The 17,971-nt window shown below is 39.7% G+C and carries 18 protein-coding genes; 9 read left to right on the plus strand and 9 right to left on the minus strand.

Going from position 1 to position 17,971, the window contains the following annotated elements; translation table 11 throughout:
• Window positions 1-8: 8 nt before the first annotated feature.
• The 5 genes from BMW36_RS15030 to BMW36_RS15050 all read right to left on the minus strand — a co-directional run bounded on the left by BMW36_RS15030 (window position 9) and on the right by BMW36_RS15050 (window position 4,839).
• Complete coding sequence (locus tag BMW36_RS15030; protein WP_089742577.1) at window positions 9-863, minus strand: class II fructose-bisphosphate aldolase; 855 nt, start codon at window positions 861-863, stop codon at window positions 9-11.
• A gap of 13 nt (window positions 864-876) precedes the next feature.
• Window positions 877-1,878 (minus strand): 5-dehydro-2-deoxygluconokinase, encoded by a 1,002-nt coding sequence (gene iolC, locus BMW36_RS15035; RefSeq protein ID WP_089742578.1) that lies wholly within the window; start codon window positions 1,876-1,878, stop codon window positions 877-879.
• A 70-nt stretch (window positions 1,879-1,948) separates the two neighbouring features.
• Complete coding sequence (gene iolB, locus BMW36_RS15040) at window positions 1,949-2,752, minus strand: 5-deoxy-glucuronate isomerase (protein ID WP_089742581.1); 804 nt, start codon at window positions 2,750-2,752, stop codon at window positions 1,949-1,951.
• 18 nt (window positions 2,753-2,770) lie between these two features.
• Window positions 2,771-3,778: an inositol 2-dehydrogenase gene (gene iolG, locus BMW36_RS15045; RefSeq protein ID WP_089742583.1), complete on the minus strand. Its 1,008-nt coding sequence runs from the start codon at window positions 3,776-3,778 to the stop codon at window positions 2,771-2,773.
• Window positions 3,779-4,119: 341 nt separating this feature from the next.
• The gene (locus BMW36_RS15050) at window positions 4,120-4,839 is read right to left on the minus strand and encodes a 3-ketoacyl-ACP reductase (RefSeq protein WP_089742585.1); all 720 of its coding nucleotides are present in this window, start codon (window positions 4,837-4,839) and stop codon (window positions 4,120-4,122) included.
• Between the two features lie 160 nt (window positions 4,840-4,999).
• Between BMW36_RS15050 and BMW36_RS15055 the strand changes: the two genes are divergently transcribed.
• Together BMW36_RS15055 and BMW36_RS15060 are read left to right on the plus strand one after the other, a co-directional pair.
• A complete protein-coding gene (locus BMW36_RS15055; RefSeq protein WP_089742588.1) occupies window positions 5,000-5,593 on the plus strand; it encodes a TetR/AcrR family transcriptional regulator in 594 nt (197 codons plus the stop codon).
• Window positions 5,594-5,604: 11 nt separating this feature from the next.
• Window positions 5,605-6,975 carry an MATE family efflux transporter gene (locus BMW36_RS15060; protein WP_089742590.1) on the plus strand — a complete coding sequence of 457 codons (1,371 nt, stop codon included), beginning with the start codon at window positions 5,605-5,607 and terminating at the stop codon, window positions 6,973-6,975.
• A gap of 129 nt (window positions 6,976-7,104) precedes the next feature.
• Here BMW36_RS15060 and BMW36_RS15065 read toward each other — a convergent pair whose 3' ends face one another.
• The gene (locus BMW36_RS15065) at window positions 7,105-8,613 is read right to left on the minus strand and encodes a sensor domain-containing diguanylate cyclase (RefSeq protein ID WP_089742592.1); all 1,509 of its coding nucleotides are present in this window, start codon (window positions 8,611-8,613) and stop codon (window positions 7,105-7,107) included.
• Between the two features lie 330 nt (window positions 8,614-8,943).
• Here BMW36_RS15065 and BMW36_RS20635 point away from each other — a divergent pair, with 330 nt between their 5' ends.
• From BMW36_RS20635 to BMW36_RS15090, 5 genes are all read left to right on the plus strand, one after another.
• A complete protein-coding gene (locus BMW36_RS20635) occupies window positions 8,944-10,635 on the plus strand; it encodes a methyl-accepting chemotaxis protein (RefSeq protein WP_089742594.1) in 1,692 nt (563 codons plus the stop codon).
• A gap of 128 nt (window positions 10,636-10,763) precedes the next feature.
• Complete coding sequence (locus BMW36_RS15075) at window positions 10,764-11,387, plus strand: TetR/AcrR family transcriptional regulator (protein ID WP_245711706.1); 624 nt, start codon at window positions 10,764-10,766, stop codon at window positions 11,385-11,387.
• Entirely contained in the window at window positions 11,374-12,228 is an 855-nt protein-coding gene (locus BMW36_RS15080) for an ABC transporter ATP-binding protein (protein WP_089742598.1), read from the plus strand. Before BMW36_RS15075 ends, BMW36_RS15080 begins: the two co-directional genes overlap by 14 nt.
• Complete coding sequence (locus BMW36_RS15085) at window positions 12,225-12,920, plus strand: fluoroquinolone export ABC transporter permease subunit (protein ID WP_089742599.1); 696 nt, start codon at window positions 12,225-12,227, stop codon at window positions 12,918-12,920. The genes BMW36_RS15080 and BMW36_RS15085 overlap by 4 nt, the downstream gene beginning before the upstream one ends.
• Before the next feature lie 15 nt (window positions 12,921-12,935).
• Window positions 12,936-13,658 (plus strand): ABC transporter permease, encoded by a 723-nt coding sequence (locus tag BMW36_RS15090; protein ID WP_175480486.1) that lies wholly within the window; start codon window positions 12,936-12,938, stop codon window positions 13,656-13,658.
• 46 nt (window positions 13,659-13,704) lie between these two features.
• On the opposite strand, the gene BMW36_RS15095 is transcribed toward BMW36_RS15090, so the two are convergent.
• Window positions 13,705-14,889 carry a YecA family protein gene (locus BMW36_RS15095; protein ID WP_089742602.1) on the minus strand — a complete coding sequence of 395 codons (1,185 nt, stop codon included), beginning with the start codon at window positions 14,887-14,889 and terminating at the stop codon, window positions 13,705-13,707.
• Window positions 14,890-15,009: 120 nt separating this feature from the next.
• Here BMW36_RS15095 and BMW36_RS15100 point away from each other — a divergent pair, with 120 nt between their 5' ends.
• Window positions 15,010-15,528, plus strand: coding sequence for an RNA polymerase sigma factor (locus BMW36_RS15100; protein WP_089742604.1), 519 nt, complete (start codon window positions 15,010-15,012; stop codon window positions 15,526-15,528).
• Window positions 15,521-16,459, plus strand: a complete 939-nt coding sequence (locus BMW36_RS15105; protein WP_089742606.1) for a DUF4179 domain-containing protein — start codon at window positions 15,521-15,523, stop codon at window positions 16,457-16,459. The genes BMW36_RS15100 and BMW36_RS15105 overlap by 8 nt, the downstream gene beginning before the upstream one ends.
• A 59-nt stretch (window positions 16,460-16,518) precedes the next feature.
• Here BMW36_RS15105 and BMW36_RS15110 read toward each other — a convergent pair whose 3' ends face one another.
• Both BMW36_RS15110 and BMW36_RS20500 read right to left on the minus strand, forming a co-directional pair.
• Window positions 16,519-17,520 carry a C40 family peptidase gene (locus BMW36_RS15110; protein ID WP_089742608.1) on the minus strand — a complete coding sequence of 334 codons (1,002 nt, stop codon included), beginning with the start codon at window positions 17,518-17,520 and terminating at the stop codon, window positions 16,519-16,521.
• A gap of 234 nt (window positions 17,521-17,754) precedes the next feature.
• Window positions 17,755-17,971: hypothetical protein (locus BMW36_RS20500; RefSeq protein WP_217640963.1), on the minus strand; the 217-nt coding region annotated here is incomplete at its 5' end.

A 17,971-nucleotide genomic window follows, 5' to 3' on the forward strand; every position in this document is an offset into this window, starting at 1 on the left:
CTCCCTATTCAATCTTCGTCCCAGGTTAAATGGTTCGCGTGTAACAGCCTGATTTTGTTGACAGCTTCCTGCTTTACTTCCTTTATAGGTGATTGAAATAATTCCAGACGATCAAATACTTCAGGTTTGTCATGAATTGCTTTTCGCAAGCTGTTACCGAACCTCATCCGAATCGCTGTACCAATATTTACTTTACAAAAGTTCATCTTCGCAATTTCCTGTAAGTCATTGTCCGGGAGTCCCGTTGAACCGTGCATAACAAGCGGGACAGGAACCACCTTCTGGATCTCCTCCATTAAGTGATAATCAATGGAAGCTGATTGTGTTTCCATCCTGTGAGTTGTACCAACAGCTACCGCTAAAGCATCGACCTTCGTTTTCTCAGCAAAAACCTTTGCCTCATACGGATCGGTTAATGTGCCATCATTTCCTGTAGCTGAATCACTATATCCTACTGATCCTATCTCCCCTTCCACAGAAACTCCGAAGGCATGACCTAACTTCACCACCTCAGCTGTATTCCTTACATTTTCTTCAAAAGGTAAAGCAGAACCATCATACATCACAGAACTGTAACCTGCTGCGATTGCCTTTGCAGCTGTTTCATAATTCTGACCATGATCAAGATGCACAACTACCGGAACAGCAGCTTTTTTCGCCATTTCTACTAGCATTGCCCCAATTACCTCTATCGGCATATGGTGAATAGCTACCTTATTCGTTGCAAGAATAACTGGTGAACCCATTTCTGCTGCTGCATCAATAACAGCTTTGGCATCTTCATAACCAAATACGTTAAATGCAGGAATCGCACATTTCCGTGCAAGCGCCTGATACAAAACGTCATTTAAATTCACTAACATCATCCACCTGCTCTCATTGCTTTTCGCTTATTGAAGCGGTCTGTAGAAATTCGTTAATCTCTGCAACAGTTGGCATTGCATCAGAACAACTGTGCTTGGAAATAACAATCGAAGCGGATGCACTGCCAAATTCCATCGCCTTTTTTAACTCCCAGCCGTTCATTAAACCATATATAAAGGAAGAGGCATAAGCATCACCTGCTCCGAATGTTTTCAGTACTTTTGTTGGGAAAATCCCACTTCTCTCCGACTGCCCATCTTTGGTATAAGCGATAGAGCCTTCCGAACCGTGCTTAATCACAACGATTTCTGCGCAATAACCGAACCATTTCTTTGCAGTTCGATGGTCATCTTGGCTATAATTCTCAAATTGCTCCATCATATCAAACTCTTCCCTTGTCCCGATAATGACGTCACATTTTTCTGCTGCAAGATTGTAATAAACAGCTGTTTCCTGTTCATTTTTCCATGTATAGGCCCGGTAATCTAGATCAAAAATGACAGTTACTTCATGTTTTTTAGCATAATCGAGTGCAAGGAAAACTGCCTCTCTGGAAGGACTTGCAGCTAATGCTGTTCCTGAAATTAATAGAGCCTTCGTTTGTTGAATATATTCTTCAGAAACATTGGAAGGATTAAGCTTGAGATCGGCGACATTATCCCTGTACATTAAAATAGAGCAATCTTCCGGGCTTTTGATTTCCGTAAAAGCCAAACCAGTTACTGCACCCGTATCGTCAACAGAAACGCCATTTACATCAATTTGATTTTCCTTTAGGTATTTCTGAATATAACGACCCATCTGGTCATCAGAAACTTTTCCAATAAATCCACTTTTAAGTCCGAGTCTCGCTGCCCCGATAGCTATATTTGCCGGTGAACCGCCAACATACTTTGTGAAAGACGTTGTTTCTTCCATTGGCCGGTTAAATTGATCTGCATTTAAATCGATACAAAGCCTGCCAATACCAACTAAATCCATCGAACGATCTGATCTAAAATCCAAGTGATACATATACAACCTCCTTTGTTGATAAAGCGCTTAACTAAAATACGTTAAAAAAATATGTGTGGGAAACTGATGATTAGCGCTGTACTAGCCACTCATGTTCTTCATCATTATGAAATTTCCATGTTCTTACTGGTCCTGCCATCACATTTAAGTAATAGGATTCATAACCAGGTACACCCGAAACTGGATGGTACCCTTCTGGGACAAGAACTACATCACCATCTTCCGCACTCATTGTCTCATCAAGACTTCTTTCATCATTATAGACCCTCTGAAACACAAACCCCTGCGACGGGTTTAACCTATGATAATAGGTTTCTTCCAAATAGGATTCATCCGGTAGATTATCCTGGTCATGCTTGTGCGGAGGATAGCTTGAAGTATTTCCGTCAGGGGTAAATACTTCTACAACTAGTAAACTGGCGGCTTCCTTTTGCTCTGGTAAAATATTATGAATCTTTCTACTCATTTTTCCTGAACCGCGATCTTCCTGACTTACTTCAGAAGGCTCTATTAATCTTGCATTATAGCCAGATTTTCCTGGAGCTAAGCAAACCGCAACTTCCAGATTTGTTTTTGCTTCAATGGTATATTGGTCATGTTGAGGAACATATACGGAATATGGCGGAATTTTTTCAAAGACATTCATCCTATTTCCTATATCAGTGAACGACCGTTCCTTCGTCAGGACATTAGCCTTTCCACTGAGCAAAACAATACACACTTCTTTCTTTTCCGTATTTTTGCTAAGCTTCTCACCTTTTTTCAATTGGTACACTTCGAAGCCTACATACTTCCATCCTGCGGTTTGCGGATCAATTCTGATCACATTCCCTTCATGGTCCCTCTGATGAGGCTTCTGCAACAATCTCGGCATGTATGATTCCTCCTTTATTTAAATTTCATTTAACAAAACCGGTCGATTTTCTTTCCAGGCGAGCTTTGCAGCAATGGCCAGCTTTTGAGCCTGCAGTCCGTCCTCTCCCGTACAGGGGACTGGCTGGTGATTAATGATTGCTTCGGAAAACTGCTGCACTTCCTTGTGAAAGGCATCTTTATATCTATCAAGGAAAAAGTATTTGGGATGATCCAGTATCACGGATTCTTTTGTCGCTACCTGTACATTCGACAACCTCTCATTATCTGCCGTTACTACACCTTTCTCGCCAAAGACCTCGATTCTCTGATCATACCCGTAAACCGCCTGTCTGCTGTTGTCGATAACACCTATGGAACCATCCTCAAACGTCAGCGTGATAATGGCGGTATCTACATCATCATATTTTTTAAAACAGTCACCAAGTAGATTCGCAGCAGCTACTGATACCGCTTTCACTTCACTTCTTGACAAATAGCGTATCATGTCAAAATCATGGATCGTCATATCAAAGAACATCCCGCCTGATGACTGGATATATTCCTCACTGGGCGGCTCGGGATCGCGTGAGGTAATTTTTATTATATGGGGATTCCCGACTTTTCCGTCGGTTATTGTCTGATACACCTTTCTAAAATGTGTATCAAATCTTCTGTTAAAACCAATTTGCAGATTAACGCCTAATTCTTTCACTTTCTTTAATGCGGCTTCCGTTTCTTCTAAACTGAAACTGATCGGCTTCTCACAAAATATGTGTTTTCCAGCTTCGGCACACTTTTCAATATAATAACAATGTGTATCGGTTGATGAGCAAATGAATATGGCATCAATTGTTTCATCCTCTAATAGGATCGAAGGATCTGTTGTTATGACAGGTACATTCTGTTCAAAGATTGTTCCTTCCAAATGAGAGATATGAATATCACAAATACCTTTTAATTCAATGGACGATGTACTCATCATATATTCAGCATGCAACTGTCCGATTCTTCCCGCTCCAATAATCCCTACTGTCATCTTTGTCATAGCGTGTACTCCTTTTGTCAAAATAAACTTTCGATCAGTAAAGAACTTTGCTGCTCAACTGATCCTTAGCAAAACTTACGAGGATACTTAACCTCTGTACTAACTTGGATTTTCCAGCAAAAGAAAACGCTTAACTTTCTGTGTTGAATAATTGGTTTTCCTTGTATTAGCGGAAATCTAAATCATTTTTAGGGAAAGCGCTTAACTAATACCATCATAATACGATATATTTTTATAGTCAACCGGTAGATCGGTTTTTTTAAATTTCACAATGAAGTGAGCGGGTTAAACATATAAAAATCCCGATCAGCTCACTTTCACTAATCGGGATCATTTTCATTCTATGGATTTGTTGACCATAAACCTGCAGATTTAATAAATACACGTGGATGCAGCTTCAATTGTGCCACAATAAATTCTGCTAAGTCTTCCGGCTGCATTACTTTTTCCGGATTTCCGTCTGTCAAATTCTCTTTGTATGCTAATTCTGTTGCGACAGTACTTGGAGTAAGAGCAGTAACACGGATATTATGTTTACGGACCTCCAACGCCAGTGATTCCGTCAGACCGAGCAGACCAAATTTGGAAGCACTGTACGCACTTGTAACAGGAGCACCTTTCTGTCCGGCAGTTGAGGAGACATTAATAATATCCCCGCTATTTTTTTCGATCAACTGTGGCAGTACCGCACGGGTAACATAGTACGCACCCATTAAATTAACATCGATTATATTTTTCCATTCTTCAGGTGAGAGCTCAAGGAATTTTCCGAATTTACCTATACCAGCATTATTAATTAAAATATCAGCAGGGCCAAGACTGCCCTTCAATTTTTCAACAGCTTGATTGACTTCTTCCATTGAGGAAACATCTGCTACAGCATAAGCTGCCTTCCCGCCTGATGCTTCCACTTCTTTTTGAACAGCCTGTAAATCCTCTTCTGTCCGTGCGATTAACCCTAATTGAACTCCTTCATTCGCTAAAGCAATTGCGGTTGAACGGCCGATACCTTTCCCTGCACCTGTAATGATGGCTACTTTTCCTTTTAGAGACTGTGCCAATTAACAAAACTCCCTTCCCTATGTATCATTTCAGAGTTATTATCTTACATTTGGGAAATTTAAGTCAAAGTATTTGATCGGATTTGAGCCATATAAAAGATTGACACTAAATTAATGCTTTGCTAAGATATACTGACGACCGTTCGTAAGGGGTGAACTAATGTCTTATCAATCAATTAAACAAGAAGCATTGAATTTATTTGCGATTCATGGCTATGAAGGGACATCTCTCGCTGATATCGCTAAACAGGTGGGCATCAAAAAGCAGTCAATTTACACACATTTTAAAGGAAAAGATGATCTGTTTATGCAACTATTAGAGGACTCATTCACCAATGAGATAAAAATAGAAAAAGATTATATTGATTCAAGCTATGACCAAACTTTAAAGGAAGTTCTCTGGCAGGCATTGGAAAGCTTTGTCTATCGGTTTCAGGATGATAACAGGTTGAAATTCTGGCTGCGTAATACATTTATCCCACCTCAGCATTTATATGAGGAAGTAATTAACCAGCTTTATCAATATATTGATCAGGTCGACCTTTTATATGTAGACCGGTTCCAGCATGCTTTTGATAAAAAAGAAATAACTCAGGAACCCGCTGTGGCGGGAATGGCTTTTTCTGCATTGTTAGATTCTATAGGTGTTGAACTGATTTATGGTGATGAATCTCGTACGAGCCGAAAATTGCAGGCATCATGGCAAATTTTCTGGCTTGGTGTTACACATTCAGACAAGACATCAAGGAAATAAGGAGGATTCACATGTATCACGCAGAAACACTAAAAGACAAAATCCAATTATATATGAGAATTTTGTTTCCTATCATGATTACACAAATCAGTTTAGCTGCAATGAACTTAGTTGACACGATGATGTCAGGCCGCGTCGGAACGGATGATCTTGCGGGGGTCGCTATTGGGGCAAGCCTGTGGTCCCCTATATTCACAGGAATGAACGGAGTGATGCTCGCAATCACACCAATTATCGCCCAGCTGATGGGAGCAAATGAACGCCATAAGATCCACCGTACCGTAACACAAGCTATTTTTCTTTCCATTATACTGGGGATTGGGATCATCGTCGTTGGTACTTTCGCTCTCGATCCTGTGTTGAATTTAATGGATTTGGAAGAAAGTGTTCATCATATTGCTTTTCATTATTTAGTTGGTCTTTCCATAGGGATTGTTCCATTGTTTCTTTCCAATGTGATTCGGAACTTTTTTGACGGTCAGGGATTTACCCGTATCACGATGATAATTACTGTTCTTGCAGTGCCTTTTAATGTGCTGTTGAATTACAGCTTAATTTTCGGTCATTTCGGCTTGCCAAAGCTTGGCGGGATCGGTGCAGGATATGCTACAGGTATTACATTCTGGATTATCGCAATTATTAGTATTCTGATGACATTTAAAGTCCAGGCAGTGAAGGAATTTAAATTATTTGTCCAGTGGGCAAAGCCGTCTGTCAAAGCATGGAAAGAACAGCTGGCTATCGGGATCCCCATCGGGCTTTCCATTTTTTTCGAAGCGAGTATTTTTTCTGTAGTTACATTGCTTGTCGGGAAAATGTTCACAACAAATGTTATTGCGGCAAATCAGATTGTTCTCAGCTTTACTACTTTATTATTTATGGTACCACTTAGTTTATCAATGGCCATTACGATTGTTGTCGGCTACTCAATTGGCGGGAAACGATTAGAGGCAGCGAAGAAGTATTCGTTTATCGGAGTGATCGGTGCAGTCGGATTCCTAGCTATAGCATCCATATTCTTATTCTTTTTCAGGGAACCAATTGCCTATCTTTACACAACAGACCCGGCAGTCGTCCAAATTGCAGGCCAACTGTTTATCATTGCGATTATTTACTCATTGTCGGATGCTTCCCAAGCCAGCCTCCAAGGCGTGCTTCGCGGATATAAAGATGTAAAAGTACCATTCTATATTGCTTTTGTTGCTTACTGGATAATAGGTATCCCTTCCGGCTACCTGCTGGCCGCTTTCACTTCATGGGGACCAGCAGGATTCTGGATAGGAATTACTTTAGGGTTAACCGGTGCCGCTGTCGGATTCTTTATCCGGTTAAGAATTATTTACCGCAAACAAAAAGCGAATTTAGCTTTGAACAAAGGATAGCGTTCATAGCTGTAAAAAAATTGAGCTCTTCATCATCACAACATAGCCAGCTGCGGGCCGTTCTGATGATGAAGAGCTCTTTTATCTTCAGTCGTAACCTGGATTCCCTTTTTCCGATAATCAATCCCGTTATTTCTGTCCCTTGCCTTTCTCTATATACATCCGCTTATCTGCAATCCTGTATAACTGCTCAAACGTTTCTCCATCCTCGGGATATCTGCTGACACCTATACTCGCAGATAAATAAATTGGCTCATGATTAATCATTTTCATTGGTGATTCCAGCCTTCGATGAATCTGTTCAATCACTTCATCCGTTCCCTCCACATCGAGTAACAAAACGAATTCATCTCCACCAAGGCGTGCCACATGCTGTTTTTCCTCTGTTGTTGACTCTTGTAAAATTGTTGCGATATGCCTTATCGCATGATCCCCAACCTGATGGCCGAATGTATCATTAATCAACTTTAACTTATTCAAGTCAAGCAGCAGAAAATGAAATGCCTCTTCCCTGTTTAGAAGCTCAGCCATTTTTTTCTCAAATGCCGCCCTGTTTGATAACCCTGTCAGTATATCGTGATAGGCGAGATACTGAACCCTTTCCTCTTTTCTTTTTGCCTCGGTGATATCTTTTACCATTAAAAATTCCAGCGGCTTTTCTTCTACTAAAATAAATTCAGAGTCCATCACAATTGTTTTTCTTTCACCTTGTTTATTGACAAAGGATAATTCCGCATTCTCAAGGCTCAGCCGTTCCTTAAATAGCTTCTGGTGCACATTCAAAAATTCCTGCTTATCGACCCCGCCTAAAAACGGTACAATGGATGACTGAATAAGTTCTTCCCTTTTCACCCCTAAGTATTGAGAAACTCGCGGACTTGCTTCCACAACTATTGCTTCCTCATCCAGAATCATTATACCTAATGGAGAGCGATTGAACAGGACCTGGTAACGCTTTTCATATGATGATAAGTAATCGAAGCGATAGATACTGAGGAAGACAGCCCCTCCCCAGAATAGAGATCCATGTGGAATTAAATAAAAGAAGATTCTTGTCTCCTGAAAAAGCAGTGCGGCTGCTAACATAACGCTTGTCCAAATGAAATAGAGGATCAGCCCTTTAAACCACAACTTTGCAGACATACTTCCTTGTCGCATTTCTTTTACTGTAATAATAAAGATAAGAAGCAGATACACAAACTCAACGAGCCATAAAAGGTGGAGGCCTAGACCAGGGACAAATAAATGATCCTGGGAAAAGGTCTCCCCATTCCACATCCAGGAATCGATCGGCATTGTCAATACCAGCACAACACCTGGAACAAAGAGCAGTTTAAGAAACTTTCCATTTTTCCTTTCATACATTCTTGCAGTCAAAAGCCAGAGATGCAGTGATAATAAAGCAGTGATGGCAACAGCCCCATTTACCCAGTAGATCATGATTTCATTAAACAAATCCGGATAGGTAACCACAGATGTAAACACACCAAAAAACCACATCGATGTGAATGCATATAACAGACTGCACGTAACATGCCTCGCACTGTGCCGGTTATAGCTGTATACCATACCAGCCATGAAAATAAAGGTGGAAGCCGGGACTAAATATAATATATAGAAAAATAATAACTCCATCATTGTTCACCTGCTCATTCTTAACTTCTTCCTGAATTCATTATCTCACATTTCAGTTTTATAGAAAAAACTGCTCAGCAGCTATATAAATCAGCTTATTAAATCCATGAATAACAATATCCACTTGATTAATCTAATCATACATTTCTAAGGTATACGTGTCTATTACCATTACCTATTAATAACTAGATTACCATTAAAATGTGATAGAAAACAGACTTTTCGCCGAAAAGGCGGAAATATGTCGAAAACTGTAAATGTTTTATAATTTTTGTCGATAAATATAGTATAGAACATTAAAATTTGAACAGCACAGAAGGGGAGAGATTTGAGATGCGATACAGATTTAAAAGTATACGGACAAAACTGATGGGGTTTTTCCTAATCATTACCCTTTTAGTATTGAGTGTGGGTCTATATATGGCTTATTCCATTAATGAAATGGAAAAAGAAACAGAGGAGCTTGCCAATAAGGAGATTCCTTTGCTGGCAGCAGACTTTAAATTATTAAGTCTTCTTGGCGGCGTTCAAAGTGAATTTCGGGGATACCTTATCTCAGGGGATGCAAAACATAAAGAAAGCATCTTAGGATTAAGAGAAGTAATTTCCCTTTCTACAGAGGAACTATTAACACTAAGCACTAACGAGACAATGACCGAACTAGTCGGTAAAATTGACCAGTTAAATCAAATTGCCGATGAGGAGTTTTTTCCATTAGTTGAAGCAGGAGAGACAGAACAGGCATCCGAAATATTAAGTAACAGATTAGAACCAATTTCCAATGAATTAATAACCGGATTTACGGACTTATCCATAAAAAGAGAACAGCAAAGCAAGGAAAGCAGTCAGATCGCACTTGAGAATGCCCGTAGTGGAGCAATCGTATCCAGCATTTCCGGTATCTTACTATTATTAGTAATTTCTGCTATCGCATTTATCGTACCGAGGATGATCGCAAAACCTATTGTTCAACTAAAAGAACGAATGGATCTAATGGCGAATGGTGATTTAAGCAGTGAACCATTAGTGACAAAATCACAAGATGAAATTGCTGACTTAATTCATGCGTCCAATCAGGTAAATGATAATTTGAAAGATATGCTGAATCAAATTAAAAATGTGGCAAATACACTGTCGTCACAAAGTTACGAGTTAATTGAAACATCCAATACGGTGAAAGAAGGAAATGAACAGGTCGCTGTGACAATGCAAGAGTTAGCGAACGGTTCAGAAACGCAGGCTGACACTACAAGCAACCTGGCAAATACGATCGCTAGTTTTATCAGCAAAATTAAGGATGTAAACAACAGCGGGGAATCTGTACATACTACCTCCCAGCATGTACTTCAATTGACGGATGAAGGCAGTAATTTAATGAATTCATCGATTAATCAGATGGGACAAATCGATTCGATCGTGAAAGATGCTGTGGAAAAAGTAAGCGGACTTGATAAGCAGTCACAGGAGATCAATCAACTGGTAAGTGTGATTAAAGATATTGCCGAGCAGACGAACTTACTTGCGTTAAATGCAGCGATCGAAGCAGCCCGTGCCGGTGAACAAGGGAAAGGCTTTGCTGTCGTTGCCGATGAGGTACGGAAACTGGCGGAGCAGGTATCATCCTCTATTTCCGACATTACACAGATCGTCCATAATATTCAGCATGAAACAGGAGCTGTAACGGCTTCTTTACAAAACGGCTATAAAGAAGTGGAAAATGGAACGAATATCGTAATCAAGACCGGAAAAACTTTTGACGATATCAATACATCCTTATCCGAGATGGCGATTGGCGTGAAGTATATTTCCGAAAACTTACAAAATATCGCTGGCAACAGTGATGAGATTAACCAGTCAATCGAAGAAATTGCTGCAGTTTCCGAAGAATCAGCTGCAGGAATTGAAGAAACTTCTGCAACAATCGATCAAACAGGAGACTCCTTTAATCAGGTAGCTCAGAATGCCGATCATTTAAACAAATTGGCTACAGAACTGGAAGGATTAGTGCAGCGATTTAAGCTGTAGTATGGAAGCAGGATCACAAACTCTTTAATTGGGGTTTGTGATTTTTTTTATTTACAACATACACAGGTTCATATAAACTATACATGAATAAAAATATAATATATTCATATGTTCATAAGGTGGTTGTGATGATGGTTAAAGGTTTTACCGAAAAGGAAAGAAAAGTAATTACACAACAATTAATAGCTGTTGGCAAGCAATTATTTTCAGAACTGGGTGTAAAGAAAACAAGCATCTCCCAACTGACTTCTGCTGTTGGTATCGCACAGGGCTCCTTTTATCAATTCTTTGATTCGAAAGAAGTACTGTTCTTCGATATTTTAGAGATGGAAGAGGCCAGCATCAAAGCAAGCATTATGGAGATGATGGAAAATAAACCGATGACTCGGCAGACATTCAAAGAAATGCTCTTGTACGGAATGGAGCTTATCGACCAGAACCCGCTGATTAAGCGGCTTTTCCAAGGGGAAAGTTTCGAACACCTCGTAAGAAAACTTCCTCCAGAAAGACTGGAACAGCACGCTCAACAGGATGAATGGGTCCTCACTCCGCTCATTAACAAATGGCAGGAAAACAACCGGATGGTTAACCGCTCAACTCATGCGATTACAGCATCTATTAGAGGTTTTTACACTATTTTGCTTCATAAGAGTGAAATTGGAGAAGAAATATATCCGGAGGCTGTTGATCTTTTAGCTGAATGTATAGCATCAGGGTTAATTATAGAGGAGAATGCTGATGATCCACGTTAAAGATGTAACATACCGTTATCCAAATAAAACAGAAGCTACGATTAACAATATCTCTTTTGACGTGGCAAATGGTGAGATATTCGGTTTTTTAGGGCCATCCGGTGCAGGTAAAAGCACGACACAAAAGATTTTAATTGGTATTTTAAAAGGATATAAAGGAACTGCAAAAATCAATCAGCAAGAACTTCACAAAATAAATGCAGATTATTATGAACAAATTGGTGTAGGATTCGAGTTCCCTAACTTTTATCATAAATTTACCGGATTAGAAAACTTACAATTTTTCAGTAAACTGTATAAAAAAAAGACCCGGGACCCTCATCAACTATTAGCAAGCGTAGGTTTAACCGAAGCAGCTAATGTGAAGTTCAGCCATTATTCGAAAGGAATGAAAATGCGATTGAATTTTTGCCGTGTCCTGTTAAACGATCCTGATATTTTATTTCTGGATGAACCTACTTCCGGCTTAGATCCTATTAATGCACAGAATCTTCGCGATCTTATTTTAATGGAAAAGGAAAAAGGAAAAACAATTATCATTACGACTCACCATATGGATACTGCCGATAAAATCTGCGATCGCGTAGCCTTTATGGCAGATGGGGAAATTGCTCTAATTGATCAGCCAAAGCAATTAAAAATCTCTTATGGTGAGAAAAACTTACAAGTGGAATACCGTACTCAATCAGATATTAAAAAAGGCCTCTTCCCACTTGATCAGCTTCATGCCAACAAGCATTTCCAACATATACTCGCCCATCACGAAATTCTCACAATGCATACACAGGAAGCGACATTAGAGGATATTTTTATAAAAGTTACTGGAAGGAAGTTAAAATGAGAAAACTGGAGCTTTTTAAATTCGACGTGCAATTTCAAATTCGCCATGGCTTCTATCCTGCTTACGCGCTTGTAAGTCTTCTGTATATCGGGTTGTTATCCATATTGCCAGCTCCTTATGTAGAACAGGCATCGATCTTAATTATATTTACAGATCCATCAGTTTTAGGCTTCTTTTTTGTTGGCGGATTAGTACTACTGGAGCGGGACCAATCCACTTTTAGTACGTTATTCGTCAGTCCAATTCGAATTCATGAATATTTATTCAGTAAAGTCATATCACTAACGACACTTTCCTGTTTGTCTAGTTCGATCATATTTATCACCGTTCACGAGAGCCACTTGAATTACTTTCCATTTATCATCGCTGTCATGCTTTGCTCCATATTTTTTACTTTATTAGGGATACTGTTAGCTGTACGGGTGGATTCGGTCAATATGTTCTTATATATGTCCCCAGCTTTGGTGATTGTATTCTATTTACCATTACTTGATTTCTTTAATCTGATAGATTCATTTCTGGTATATCTGCTCCCGACAAAGGCTGTTCTACTGCTCTTGGAAGGTTCATTTAATACGCTCTCATTATGGGATTATTTTTATGCTATTGCCGTTTTGACGCCCTGGATCAGTATTGCCTATATGCTGACACTTCATGAGTTCCAACGATTTTTACGAACAAAATGTTTCTAAATGGAGGTGTAGAAGATGATTGAAAAATTAAAGTTACTGTCCATTGGTGACATAAAAAATATGCAGCGTGAACCATTATTGTTATTTGCTTTATTTGGGATATTGCTTTTAGCAACAGTTATTCGCTACGGATTGCCGGAACTAGATGATATCTTTAACCACTTCACGGCTTTTTCCTTACAACCGCATTTTCAGATAATTACCGGCATCTCCCTACTGATGGCTCCGCTGATGGTCGGCATGCTTTACGGTTTAATCATATTAGATGAGCGGGATGAAGGATTATTAGTTTATTTTTCGGTGACACCAATCACCAAAACTGGTTATCTTCTTGCCAGAATAACCGCTCCTGTTATCGTTACATTCTTTATGTCTTACCTCTTCATACTGGTGCAAGGAATCGCTATATGGGATTGGGCCACTTTTCTTCCCATATCTATCTTATTGAGCCTCCAAGCTCCCATTGTGACGATATTACTGGCAAGCCTCGCATCAAATAAAGTGGAAGGACTGGCTCTTATTAAAGTAATCAACCTAATGCTCTTCGCACCACTTATTGATTATATATTCAGCCACCCGACCGCTAAATTTGTGATGATTTTCCCTCTATACTGGCCAGTGCAAGCTTTTATGCAGATTGGCAAGGAACCTTTTTGGCTTTATGTTATAACAGGTCTTTTTGTCACAGTATTTTGGCTATGGTTGTTTGGCCAAATGTTCCGCAGGCGGAATGAGTAGAAGCATATCTTGAGATTCGCTCAGGGAATATATTATTAAGGCCACTCTAGCTCTTTCCGCAGCATTTCTTGTATTTTTTCCCGCTGCCGCATGGACACGGTTCATTTCTGCCGACTTTCCTTACGGTTTCCTGCTTATTCTGTTGCTGCATGGAACCTGGAAACGGCCGCATACCCGCCGTATCTATTGGTCTCAGTTCTTCCGATGTATGACCTTTTAGTGCCCATTCTCTCGTATTGTTCATTAATTCCATCAGATGATCCATGACGGCATGTACATCTTCTATTCGATCAAAAATTAAAACTTCTGTAAGGTGTCGCATCACCTCGTTCGGACTTTTACCTTCCTTTGTGTCCCAAACACATTCCTCCACCAGTTCGTCTGCAGCTTCCTTGCCGATGTCAAAGTTCCTTGTCAGAAACTTCACAAACCGACGGTAACTTACGTTTCTCTCAATAAAAAATGGCTGGTTCGCTTCTAATATCTGCGCTTTCGTGAAAGGGTAAAATGGGAGATCCTTCCGTTTCTTCTGCTCTGCCAGAATCCATTGAGGATTCTCTGCTAACAGGTCGGAGAAACCATTCAGATCAATAACTATATCTTCATAGTAACTGTTCATCTCATCAATTGCTTTAAAATATGCCATAAAGTCCAGTGGCTTGTCTGTGTACTTTTCCAGCAGATCAACCATTTGGTGGCTTTCCAGTGCGCCATAGTAATGCAAAAGGCCATATGTAAGCTTTCGCCATTCTGAATTTCTCTGGCAGACTTTTCTTGCTAATTGATTTTCCTTTAACCTTTGCACAGCAGGAATCAGGTCACTCGGCAGTGCAATGATTTTTTTGTCATTTACTATCCCTGTAAATGCTAATCCGCGGTCACGAAAAAATTCTACATTAATATTTGATACAGACTTTATCCCATTATTCTTAGCAAGCGAAGTTATTGTGTCCAGCATATCACTATCCCAAAAATGATATTGCTGTTCAATGTATTCAGGAATTTTCTCTGTTAACAATGCTGCCAGATCAGCTTTTTTTAGCTGACTTGCATTTTTAATCCCCAGTTTTTTTCTTATCATATCTAATTCATTTTTTGTTAAACCAGTTAATGCCTCTGATAATTGGAAAGGAACTTTGATTGGCGACCAGTACTTCTTTTGTTCCTTTTTGTACAATTCTTTATCCCAGCTATCCATCGCTTCTAACACTTGCATCATCTCTTTATCCATTTCAAACCCTCTCCCTCACATATTTCCCGCACCTATTAATCTCCATGGTAAACTATTTTTAAGAAATATTGAACTTTTTTCTGCGATTATTTCTCTTACATATAGAGAGGGGGCAGCAATTTGACTGACAGACTTGTAAAAAAGGCGCAAAAGGGCGATAAAGAGGCGCTGCTTAAACTTATTTTAAATAAACAGGATGAATATTACCGGATCGCATTAAGCTATATGAAAAATAAAGACGATGCATTGGATGTTATGGAAGATATGATTGTGATCCTTTATGAAAAAATCCACACATTGAAAAAAAGAGAATCTTTCTACAGCTGGAGTAAAACCATACTCGTCAGGTGCTGCTATGATACGTTCCGTAAAAGAAAGAAAACCGAATTTTTAGAAGAGGAAGAACTTGTTGCACAGGATGATGAAATAGAGTCTGCAGAAATTCAGATAGATCTCGATCAAATGCTTGCCCAATTAAATCCTCAACAGGCAGAAATGATCCGGCTAAAATATTTACATGATCTGGACCTGAAAACTATCGGAGCAATTACTAATACATCGCTTGGTACAGTAAAATCGCGAATTTATTATGGTTTAAAGAAACTCTATCAATTATATCGAGGTGAGCAGGATGAGTAGTGCGAAACAGCATATCCGTCAGAAAAAGGATCAATTGCAGAAAACTCATGCACCGGCAGAGTTGGAGGACCGATTACGGGAGCGATTAAATAAGCAGCCAACACGCCGTCCGAAGCGGAACGGGATCATTTTGCGAAGTGTTGCTGCATTAATTATTGTCAGCTTATTAATAGGGTATAACTATCAAAGTCTTGCGTATTATGGGAAGAAAATTATCGGATACGATCATATTACCTCAGATACGTTGCAGCATTTAAATGATCTCGGCATGGGGCAGGTGGTTAATAAAAGCATTACGTTTGAAGATGGGGTAAGGTTTACGATTGACGGGGTTATTGTTGATGATAATCAGCTTGTCATGTTCTATACAATGGAAAGTCCTCAATCGATTGAGGAGCACCCTGAATTGGATCATCAGCCAACCAGAATAACAGGTTTTTTGACAGATTCCAATCATGAGAGTGGAGTTGGTGAAATCAGTGAAGACGGGAAAGTAATGAAAGGAACACACAGCTTTGAGCCGCCGAACGGCTTTGCTAAAGAGTTAACCGTAGAGTTTTTCTTTACCTCCGATACGTTAACTTTCTCCTATGACCCGTCAAAGGCAATGGGACATTCAATAAAGCAGCCGATTAATGAAAAAATAACGCTGGATGACGGCCATTTAACCTTTAAAACCATCACAGCATCGCCAACTTTAACCAGAATCACTGGTAGCGGAAATAAAGCATTGATTGAAAACATCGATTTTGAGCAAATGAGGTTACTTGTTAACGGGGAAGAAATCAGCCAGTTTGGTACTGGCTACAGCACCGGAATAACCGGAACTACATTTGAAATGAAATTCGATGCATTGCCGACAGATTATGAGGAACTAGCGATTGAATTACATTTACCTAATGATCAGGTGATAGAGATTTATTCGGAATAGAAGGAAATAAAGAACCCCCTATCTTGGGAGTAGTTGTCCAGGAATAGGGGGTTTATCTATTAATTCAGAACATTATAAAGTGTTACAGCAAATTCAGCACGTGTTAAGTTTTTATTAGGACGGTAGCTTCCGTCAGTATATCCTGTAACAATTTGCTGCTCGCGAAGTGCAGTAATTGCCTCAAATGATGGGTGTGTTGCCGGTACATCTGTGAAAGCCTTGCCGCTTCCGTTATATGTTAGATTGTTAATGTTCGAGATTAGTATTGCTACTTCTTCTCTATTAATTGGCTGGTCAGGATTGAATGTATTGCCTTCAATATAATCTAAATAGCCTTTACTCTCAGCAGCCGCAATTTCTCCTTTGGCCCAGTGACTATTTACATCTGCGAAATTTGATGTTTGAGATTTATCATAACCTTTTGCACGCATTAACAAAGCAACAGCTTGAGAACGTGTTATATTATGATTAACGCCATATGTGTTGGCACTAAGTCCGCTGATGACTTTTTGCTCGTAAAGAGACTCAATTGCATCCTTTGCCCAGTGATTAGCAGGTACGTCTTTAAAAATCTTTGAAGTGGTAACAGTTGCGATTGGAGTGAATTCACTACGTTTTTCATCACTTAATATTTTTCGTGCGCCAATATAACTGTTTACCCAGTAACTTTCATCCAAGCCACTGATCATCACACCACGGCTTGATGAAGCATGTATAAAATCATTATTGCCAATATATATACCAGCATGGGAAACGCCTTTTCCCGATGTGTTAAAAAATACGATATCGCCAACTTGTAAATTCGCCTTTGATACGGATTGACCTTGGGCATACATGCCGCTGGTCGTACGTGGAAGAGTTACATCGAATTGATTATATACATAATTTATGTATCCTGAACAATCAAATCCGGAAGTTGTTGTTCCACCCCATTGATAAGGAGTTCCGATATACTGCTTAGCTACTTCTACTAACTTATTTTCCTGTGCCTGTGCTGTATTCTGGGAAAATATTACTGTTCCTATAATTATTAGGACAAATGTCACTATTACTTTTTTCATTTCCTCACCTCTTAACACGGCGATTATACCACGAAATATGACAATTAAACATTACAGTTTCGTTACAAAATAGTAAAAAGGTATTACATAGAGATGATGAATAGTACTAGGAAAAGAGGCTTGTGAAAGGTGGGGGCTAGGGCTAAGTGGTTTAGAGAGATGCGTGGGTCCGCTTCGTATGATTATGCAGCTATGTTTGAGGAGGAGAGGTTATTTTATTTGACCAGGATAGTTTCATAAAAGGAGATTTACAAAAGAGGGGGCGGTATTCGGCGGAGGGCCGAATACCTTCACTTCCGATTTATTTGGCGCGATGGCTTTCAGACCGCCTACGGACGACTTCACTTCCGATTTTCCTGACGCGAAGGCTTTCGGACTGCCTCCGAGCGACTTCACTCCCGATTTTCCCGGCGCGATGGCTTTCGGACTGCCTCCGATCGACTTCACTTCC

This window comes from Gracilibacillus ureilyticus, from assembly GCF_900111195.1.
In the GTDB taxonomy this organism is placed as follows: domain Bacteria; phylum Bacillota; class Bacilli; order Bacillales; family Amphibacillaceae; genus Gracilibacillus; species Gracilibacillus ureilyticus.

Excerpts from the sequence above, each read along its gene's own strand:
- BMW36_RS15110 (WP_089742608.1), bottom strand. The coding sequence starts at position 17,520 with ATGAAAAAAGTAATAGTGACATTTGTCCTAATAATTATAGGAACAGTA.
- BMW36_RS15090 (WP_175480486.1), top strand. The coding sequence starts at position 12,936 with ATGATTGAAAAATTAAAGTTACTGTCCATTGGTGACATAAAAAATATG.
- BMW36_RS20635 (WP_089742594.1), top strand. The coding sequence starts at position 8,944 with ATGCGATACAGATTTAAAAGTATACGGACAAAACTGATGGGGTTTTTC.
- BMW36_RS15085 (WP_089742599.1), top strand. The coding sequence starts at position 12,225 with ATGAGAAAACTGGAGCTTTTTAAATTCGACGTGCAATTTCAAATTCGC.
- BMW36_RS15075 (WP_245711706.1), top strand. The coding sequence starts at position 10,764 with ATGATGGTTAAAGGTTTTACCGAAAAGGAAAGAAAAGTAATTACACAA.
- iolC (WP_089742578.1), bottom strand. The coding sequence starts at position 1,878 with ATGTATCACTTGGATTTTAGATCAGATCGTTCGATGGATTTAGTTGGT.
- BMW36_RS15065 (WP_089742592.1), bottom strand. The coding sequence starts at position 8,613 with ATGATGGAGTTATTATTTTTCTATATATTATATTTAGTCCCGGCTTCC.
- BMW36_RS15095 (WP_089742602.1), bottom strand. The coding sequence starts at position 14,889 with ATGGATAAAGAGATGATGCAAGTGTTAGAAGCGATGGATAGCTGGGAT.
- iolB (WP_089742581.1), bottom strand. The coding sequence starts at position 2,752 with ATGCCGAGATTGTTGCAGAAGCCTCATCAGAGGGACCATGAAGGGAAT.
- BMW36_RS15055 (WP_089742588.1), top strand. The coding sequence starts at position 5,000 with ATGTCTTATCAATCAATTAAACAAGAAGCATTGAATTTATTTGCGATT.
- BMW36_RS15060 (WP_089742590.1), top strand. The coding sequence starts at position 5,605 with ATGTATCACGCAGAAACACTAAAAGACAAAATCCAATTATATATGAGA.
- BMW36_RS15080 (WP_089742598.1), top strand. The coding sequence starts at position 11,374 with ATGATCCACGTTAAAGATGTAACATACCGTTATCCAAATAAAACAGAA.
- BMW36_RS15105 (WP_089742606.1), top strand. The coding sequence starts at position 15,521 with ATGAGTAGTGCGAAACAGCATATCCGTCAGAAAAAGGATCAATTGCAG.
- iolG (WP_089742583.1), bottom strand. The coding sequence starts at position 3,778 with ATGACAAAGATGACAGTAGGGATTATTGGAGCGGGAAGAATCGGACAG.
- BMW36_RS15030 (WP_089742577.1), bottom strand. The coding sequence starts at position 863 with ATGTTAGTGAATTTAAATGACGTTTTGTATCAGGCGCTTGCACGGAAA.